We start from the raw sequence: 8,162 nt of genomic DNA, 5'->3' as shown, positions 1-8,162 counted from the left end.
GCCATATTGTACACAGGAAAGACGGATACTGTTACGCATTCTAATCAGGATGCCCTATCGGGCAGTTATTCATGTAAGGGGAAGATTTCCTCCCCTTCGTGAAGGATAGGAGTCTCCATCTTCCCCTTACCAACCCAATTATACGATGAACAGCAGTAAGATCAGAGGTTGCGGTCTAGTTTTGATGTTCTGGTTAATCGAGACTTCGGTCTTTGCTCAACCGCCTCCTCCCTTATTCAAACAGGAAGGCTTTAAAAGGGAGGAGAACCAACCTTTTCAACCCCTCCATCGCCAACCCGTTCCCTCTCAACCCTTTCAACCGCAAACGCTGCCCCTGTTGCCCCAAGAGACCTTACAACAACCTGATATACCAGTATCTCCAGGGATTTCTGTTGTCACCCCTTCGGCCTATGGGGCCACATGGGGAGATGTGGGAGTGGGAATGGGGTTACAGGGGAGAACCCGATTTAGCGATCGCAGTGATGGAGTATTGGGGATTAAAGTGGGATTGGGCAATCCCAGGGAGATCCTCGGGGCAGAGATAGGGCTAACGTTAGTAGATTTAGACGCTCCCCTGAGTGGGGGGGGAGTGAATGTCAAAGTGCATCGCCAACTCTCGGAAACGTTGGCTTTGGCCTTTGGAGTGGCGGGAGTGACCAACTTTGGGGAGACAGATGGCGGTTCATCCATCTATGGGGTAGTCACAGGCCGTTTTTCCTTCTCAGACAACACCCGTCAAGCTCATCTGTCCCTTGGGGTTGGGGGAGGTCAATTTCGCTCGGAGTCGGAGGTGGTGGAAGGAGTGAATGGGGTGGGGGTTTTTGGGAGTGGGGCGATTCAACTGACCCCCCAGACTAGCGCGATCGCAGAATGGACCGGCCAAGATATAACCCTCGGATTCTCTGTTGTCCCCTTTCCCGATGTTCCCCTAGTCGTTGTTCCGGCACTGACGGACATTACAGGCACTGCGGGAGATGGAGTTCGGTTGATCTTCTCCACCAGCTACAGTCTTGAATTTTGACCATGAGACAAAACCAACGGTTATTACTGGCTTTTTTGCTCACCCTTTGGATTGCGGTAGTCGCACCAATGGGGATTCAGGCACAATCGGGGAATCAGTCCGATGTCACTGGGCCTAACCCCCTAGAAATTGTCCCTAGGGGCGAAAGTGATGGAACCCCAACCTCGGCAGTTGACAATACCAGCGTTCAAGTGGATCGCTCCACCTATGAAACCCAACTGCAACAAGCCTCCCTGAGTCAAGCGATTCAGTTACAAGAAGAATACCAAGCCCTACAGTTTTGTAATTATCTGAAACTGACCAGATGTGGTCAAGTCCCCACCCTAGAACAAGTCGTCCAACTGTTAAGTCAAATCGCCCGCACCACAGAGACTAAAGCAGCTTTGATCTATGTGTCCAGTCAAGGGACGCAATTAGAAACCCTCACAGTATTTCCAACCCAGGCCACCGCTTCAGGAAAAAGCCTAACTCCGGCTGCGATCGCAGCCGCAACCCAGCGCGTCTCGATGCCCAGATTATCCCGTGAGGAAGTGGTGCAGGTTGCTCGTCAGTGGCGACGCACAGTAACTCGCCAAGGACAAGGGCGTGATCAGCTTTTAGCTCCAGCCCAGCAACTGTACGACTGGATCATTGCCCCGATTGCCGAGGAATTAGCGAGGCGAGAGATTGATGTTTTAGTCTTTTCTTTGGATTCAGGGTTGCGTCTCCTCCCCCTAGCAGCGATGCACGACGGCCAACAGTTTTTAATTGAACAATACGCTGTGACGACTGTACCGAGTTTTGGTTTAGCGGATTTGCAGTATGCGGATATTAGACAGCAATCAATTTTGGCGATGGGAGCTTCTCAGTTTGCCAATGACAAGGATCTACCTGGAGTAGAATTAGAAATCCAGACGATCGCGCAACCTCCTTGGGATTCTACAGTATTCCTCAATGAGGCATTTACTGTCAATAACTTCTTGCAAGCGAGTCAACAGGATTCTTTTGGGATTATCCATTTAGCGACTCATGGGGTTTTTCAATCCGGTTCTCTAGACAATTCTTATCTTGAGTTTAGCGATCGCCGTGTCACCCTTTCCCAGTTTGGAGAGATGGCGACTCAACTGCAATGGACTACACAGGAGGGGCCTTTCGTAGAATTGTTGGTCTTGAGTGCTTGCCGAACCGCAGTCGGTAATGAGGAGGCCGAGTTAGGGTTTGCGGGACTGGCCGTAAAATTAGGCATCAAATCCGCTTTAGCCAGTTTATGGCGTGTGAGTGATGTGGGAACCGTTGCCTTGATGGCAGAATATTATCTACAACTGACTGACACTCCCATTAAAGCTGAAGCCCTCCGTCAGGCCCAACTCAAGATGCTGAGGGGAGAAGTCCGCATGACGGGAGAGACCATACAATTGTCCAATGGTGAACAGTTACCTTTACCGTCAGCCCTACAAAGTAGAGATGAGCAGTTTTTGGCTCATCCCTATTTTTGGGCATCTTTTGTTCTGATTGGCAATTGGAATTAGGCGTGGATCAGTGGCGGAGATAGGCTTCGATAAAGGGGTTTAAGTCTCCGTCCATGACATCATCAATGGCGGTGGTTTCTTGGTTGGTGCGTAAGTCTTTGACCATTTGATAGGGGTGAAAGACATAGTTACGAATTTGATTGCCCCAGGCCGCATCGACCATATCCCCGCGAATTTCTTCGATTTCTTGGGCCCGTTGTTCTTGGGCAATGACGAGGAGTTTGGCTTTTAAGAGAGCGATCGCTTTTTCTTTGTTTTGCAGTTGCGATCGCTCCTGAGTACAGCGTACTGCAATTCCGGTGGGACTATGCACCACACGCACCGCCGTTTCCACTTTATTCACATTTTGCCCTCCTTTCCCCCCAGAACGGGAGGTACTGATCTCTAAATCTTTTTCAGGGAGATCAATATTGAGGTCGGAGTCTTCCAATGCGGGCATGACTTCCACTCCCGCAAAGCTGGTTTGTCGCTTCCCATTGGCATTAAAGGGGGAAATACGGACTAAACGGTGTGTTCCCTTTTCTCCTTTCAAATACCCGTAGGCATACCGCCCGGAAATTTCCAGGGTGGCGGACTTGATCCCCGCTTCATCTCCTTCGGAGAGTTCGGCCAGATGGACTTTGTAGCCCTGGGTTTCTCCCCAACGGGTGTACATCCGTAACAGCATATCGGCCCAGTCTTGGGCATCGGTTCCCCCGGCCCCAGCGTTAATGGTTAAAACCGCCCCCTCTTGATCATAATCCCCCGATAGCAGTTGTTCGAGTTCCCAGCGATCTAGGGCTTGATGGAGGTGGTTAATATTCTGGGTGGCTTCTTGTTTGAGGGATTCATCTTCTTCGAGTTCTAGGAGTTCCGCGATCGCGCTAACATCGTCTAACGCCTTCTCCCACCGTCGATACTGTTCCAGATTCGCCTGTAAATCCGTCAAAGTCTTCAAAGTTTTCCGGGCCTGTTGAGGATCATCCCAGAAATCCGGTTGCGCGGCCAACTGTTCCAAATCGTAAATTTTTGCCTCTAATGCAGGCAAGTCAAAGATAGTCCTGGGTTTTACCCAGGCGATTCGACAAGGTTTCGGCTTCTTTTTTCAGTTCCGTAACTTCCATAAAAATTGTTGGGTGTGTTCCAATCCAATTACAACGCTTCTTCTATTGTTCCACAAATTGAGTCCGAGAGAGGGGGAATTGGGGCTAAACTGACCCCATTCCCCAGTCTTCCCCCACTCTCCCCTACACAATATCCACCTTGAGAATAATATCGTTGTAGTCCTGATCACCGCCCCCTGGCAAATCTTCAAACCCAAATAAATTATTCCCCAACAGTTGCACATGGTCGAACTGGTCAGGATTGGCACCCAAGAAGGCAAAATAGGCTTGCGGCCCAGCACCAGCGTTATTTTCGGGATTATCCTCTAGGAAGTCCTCTACAGAATCATTAGCAACGAGGAAGACTCCATAGAAGGATTCCCCGGTGAGGGTAGTTCGTTGGGCTGAGACTCGTTGGTTGGCCACAGTTAGATTAAAGTTTTCTACCCGATTTTCCAAGGCCGCTTGGGCATAACCTTCTTGGCCAGGGGTGATGCCATTCACCGTCCCTTCTGCATCATCAAGACGGTATAACCCTGCCACATTATTAAATCGCGCTTCTCGATAGAGCGTAAATTCCGCTTCCACTGTTCCCACAACGTTGCTTAAATCAAGAATTTCTTGGTTAATCCCTTGATTCTCTCCCACTCCCACGGGGACAGGATTGGCCGTTTGATTTAAATTGACAACAATATCATCAAAACTCCCGTCAGTCCCAGTTTCAAAGCCGAGGGAATAGTTATTATTGCCTAAAATTTGCACTTGTAAATCTTCGGGACTGAAAGTGGTGATCTCTCCCCCTTGATCTTGTAATTGTAGAGAAAAGCGATCGCCCGCTTGCAACTCATCAAAAATTGACTCCTGTAAACTCACCACAAACCCATCAGGACTAAAACTAGCAGGTAAAGTGGTGAACAGATTAAACGTGCTAATGACTTGATTATTCCCGTCCACCTCTACTAACTGGAGGGTTTCAAACTCACCTGTCTGAGACGCAGATAATTGAACATCTAGATTTGATCCCCCAACTCCCCCAAAAGTAAAAATATTATTACTCCCATTCACCTGTAACCCATCAGGAGAACCGGGTTCAATGGGAGGAGGTTCAGGAGTCGTAGGAGGTTCAGGAGTCGTAGGAGGTTCAGGAGTCGGATTGGTGGCAGTGGCCGTTACGGCAAAATCAAAGGGATCATTGGTAATATTCGGGTCATTGGTTTCTAAAGAAACCTGAGTTTGGAATGTCCCGGCAGTGGTAGGATTGAAGTCTAAATCGAAAGTAGTGCTTTGTCCTGCTGTTAAAGGACTTTGTAAACTACCATCAATCGAAAATTGAGAATTTCCAGTAGCCAACAGATTACTCAACGTTAGAGCATCTTGGCCTTGGTTGGTAATTCTGAACGTAGTGGATGTCACCCCACTCCCCACCAACACAGTCCCCAAGTTAACAGACCCCCCATCCGCAAGGGTTTGCACCGTTTGGCCACTCTCATCCAGTTGCACTAATTCCAATGTTGGGACAGTGAATAAAGCAGGAATATTAGTATTATCAACGGTATTATTGCCATTATTCGTAACCGTTGGCTTAGACCCGACTGAAGGGGTACTGTAGAATGCTCCCTCTGCATCTTGACCCCCTCCCCCTCCTATATTCCCTGTTACTGTCGAATTACCAATAGCTAACTCAGTGGCAGCATCATCCGTCTGGGGATCTCCCACCGCAATTCCTGCACCAAAAGATGAGGAATTCCCGGTAATATTTGTTCCATTTATCGTTAATTTAGCACCATCTCGATTCCGAATTCCCCCACCTGACCCATTGGTGGCAGTATTGTTGGTAATTTCCCCTCCGTTAATAGTTAAATTTGCTCCTTTACCCTCACTATCAGAGTTGCCATCATTTTCAATCCCTCCTCCACCATCACCAGTATCAATCCCTTCAGCTTCATTCCCAGTGACAATAGTATTATTGAGGGTTAATTCTGCTGTATAGCTACCATCTCCGACATTAGCAATACCTCCCCCATCATCGCGGGCGAAGTTTTCCCTAATTTCAGAGTCGTTAATTTTAACTGTTCCCCCAATATTGAGAAGTCCCCCCCCATCATCTCCTGATGATGAGACTTCATTGGCTCTACCCCCTTTGACAATTAAGTCATTTAGGGTTAATTTTGCATTAGGCTTGACGAGAAAGAGACGAAACTCGTTGGTTGCTCCTCCCCCTCGTTCAATGGTTGCTTTTGTCCCAGAAGTGGTACTCTGAATGGTGATGCCTGCGGGGTCTTCAATGATGGGAAGTCCGGTAAACCCCCAAAAGGGATGAGGATCAATGTCAGGATCGTTTGGATCAAAGTCGTCTGCTTCTAGAATACTGAAGGTTGTACCCGCCGCTAGATTAATCGTATCGGCTCCTGGGGTTGTATTGGCATTTCGGATGGCTTTTTTTAAGTCCGCCACATTCCCTGGAGTAAAGGTGGCTAAAACCCCTGAATAAGTCTTCTGTATCTCTGCAATGAAAGGAAAGGGAGCAGTAATATCCCCGGTGGTGAAGTCGAGTTGCCAATCCCCCGCCAGTTCAGGGTTTCCGGTGCGAGTCCTAGAGGCCGCTAGGGTTGCTCCGGTAATCTCACTTAATTGCTTGACAAATTGCTCCCCTTGTGAATTGCTAGCTACTTGACAACCGTAGAGTAAAATCTCTAACTTTGCGTTGGAAGAGGGTTGCCATTGGCGGAGGAGTGGAGTATAATGACTTAAATTCTCCAGACTCAGTGTAGTCTTTCCGAGCAAGAGTTGGCCGGGTTCGCCGTGAGTGAGTAAATGCAGGCTATTATATTTGGGTTTATCGGTTGGGGAATTCTCTTGATGCTCCTGTAAATAGTCGCTAATTTGCTGAATTCCATCTTCTTGGGGATGGAGGATCAATATCTCTGCGTTGGGAAGTTTGCTGTTGGCCAACAGTCCTGTTTCGGGAATGTTGGGGTCTATGATAATTAAGGGGTTTGATTTAGAATAGGACGGGGGTATCTCTTGGACAAGAAGATTCTGATCGGGGTTCATGGTAGTCCACTCCTCTATTTTTTCGCAATCGGTGTTAGCACATCCGGTTCATCGCTCATCCCTGTAATAATTTCTGTATTATCCTAAGCATACCCTGACTCTGGAGGGATGACATCGGCATTATTGGGGATTCTGTTGTTTATTGTTGGGAAATTTAGGGAGAATGACAACTTTTCTCTCAGTTTAATCTCTCAGTTTAAGGGGTTTCCCCTTGTAAACAATACTGTTTGAGGATAGTGATACAGTTGGTAATTGCCCCTAAATGCGTCATTTCGTAACCGTGAGTATTTTGAGTGGGAAACCCTAAACACGCACCCCGGGCCACATGGCCAAATTTCATGGCAATGGACGCATCACTCCCAAAGCCGCTAATGACTGCATATTGTACAGGAATACTGGCTTGACTAGCACTCTCTAATAGTTCCTGATTTAACCCCTCATCATAAATGCCGTAGGCATCTTGAGCAAGTAAAACTGGGGCCGGACTATCTTGAATGGGATATTCGACGGAGAGGGGACAAATTTCTAGAGCAATTAACGCATCTAAGGGTTGATTCTGCGTAAAGTATAAGGCCCCTACTGCACCGACTTCTTCTTTCGCAGAGGCCACCAAATAAATATCCTGGGGAGGAGACTTCACTTCCTCCGCCAAGGCCAGCAGAATGGCCACCGATGCCTTATTATCGAGGGTATAACTGGCAATGTGGTCTTTGAGACGAAAGGGGGTTTTGCGGTGTTTCCCCACCACCACGCGAGTCCCAGGACGGACTCCCACTTGTTGTAACTCCTCGACGGTGCATTTCGTTTCCACCCAAGCATCTTCCCATTGCAGGGGGAGTTTGTCTTGGGTGGCCTTTTGGGGAGACTCATGGGAGACGTGACGGGACCCAAAGGAGAGGATACCGGAGATGGTGCTGTAATCTCCTAAAATATCCACTACTCCTTCCCCATATACCCAAGGGAATGATCCCCCTAATTTACGGATAATTAAAGTCCCATCGGGTTTAACCCCTTTAACCATAGCCCCAATTTCGTCTTTATGGGCTGTAATGGCAATGGCCCCCTCTCGACTTTCCCCGGCAATTTTGACAATAATATTCCCGGCCTTGTCTTGCCAATATTCCACTCCCAATTCCTGTAACTCCTGCATTAACAGGTGATCCATTTCTCTCTCCACTCCACTGGGGGAATGTGCTAAGACTAACTGAGTGATTTTTTCAAAGAGGCGATCGCAATCCACAACCCACTCCCACAACGGTACAATATTTCTGAGCCTAAACCTATTGTAAATAAAGAAAGTGAGCTTATCCCCCAGCAGTCGTTTCCAATTCACCGACGATCTCAACATCTGTCGTATTTTCAATGACCCCCACCTACTTCGTGAGGTGGGGGAGTGGGGAGAGATAACCTTCCCGTAGCTGCGAATAGCTCTCCAGGGGTATTGCGGATTAACACTACTGGTCGTTTCTCTAGACCGGATTAGCTGTAAGGGGGCGG

5 protein-coding genes are annotated in these 8,162 nt (G+C 48.2%); 2 read left to right on the top strand and 3 right to left on the bottom strand.

The window, feature by feature from the left end; all coding sequences use genetic code 11:
• Window positions 1-184 precede the first annotated feature (184 nt).
• Both PN462_RS12940 and PN462_RS12935 read left to right on the top strand, forming a co-directional pair.
• Complete coding sequence (locus PN462_RS12940; protein WP_272128688.1) at window positions 185-1,021, top strand: hypothetical protein; 837 nt, start codon at window positions 185-187, stop codon at window positions 1,019-1,021.
• Between the two features lie 2 nt (window positions 1,022-1,023).
• Complete coding sequence (locus PN462_RS12935) at window positions 1,024-2,529, top strand: CHAT domain-containing protein (RefSeq protein WP_272128687.1); 1,506 nt, start codon at window positions 1,024-1,026, stop codon at window positions 2,527-2,529.
• Window positions 2,530-2,536: 7 nt separating this feature from the next.
• Here the strand turns inward: PN462_RS12935 and prfB are convergent.
• The 3 genes from prfB to PN462_RS12920 form a co-directional block, all read right to left on the bottom strand.
• Window positions 2,537-3,632, bottom strand: a protein-coding gene (gene prfB / locus PN462_RS12930; protein ID WP_334310455.1) for a peptide chain release factor 2 whose coding sequence is annotated in 2 segments (ribosomal slippage) — window positions 2,537-3,559 and window positions 3,561-3,632 — 1,095 coding nt in all. Because the reading frame shifts where the segments join, the coding sequence is not laid out codon by codon here.
• Window positions 3,633-3,755: 123 nt separating this feature from the next.
• The gene (locus tag PN462_RS12925; protein ID WP_272128686.1) at window positions 3,756-6,665 is read right to left on the bottom strand and encodes a DUF4347 domain-containing protein; all 2,910 of its coding nucleotides are present in this window, start codon (window positions 6,663-6,665) and stop codon (window positions 3,756-3,758) included.
• 196 nt (window positions 6,666-6,861) lie between these two features.
• Window positions 6,862-7,920 (bottom strand): M42 family metallopeptidase, encoded by a 1,059-nt coding sequence (locus tag PN462_RS12920; protein ID WP_272128684.1) that lies wholly within the window; start codon window positions 7,918-7,920, stop codon window positions 6,862-6,864.
• Window positions 7,921-8,162 lie beyond the last annotated feature (242 nt).

Source organism: Spirulina sp. CS-785/01, assembly GCF_028330525.1.
Classification (GTDB): domain Bacteria; phylum Cyanobacteriota; class Cyanobacteriia; order Cyanobacteriales; family Spirulinaceae; genus JAQMSD01.
Note: the sequence above shows the minus strand (reverse complement) of the source record. Positions and strands in the feature narration are given on the sequence as shown.

Coding starts and splice junctions, on each gene's coding strand:
- PN462_RS12940 (WP_272128688.1), top strand. CDS start 185: ATGTTCTGGTTAATCGAGACTTCGGTCTTTGCTCAACCGCCTCCTCCC.
- PN462_RS12935 (WP_272128687.1), top strand. CDS start 1,024: ATGAGACAAAACCAACGGTTATTACTGGCTTTTTTGCTCACCCTTTGG.
- PN462_RS12925 (WP_272128686.1), bottom strand. CDS start 6,665: ATGAACCCCGATCAGAATCTTCTTGTCCAAGAGATACCCCCGTCCTAT.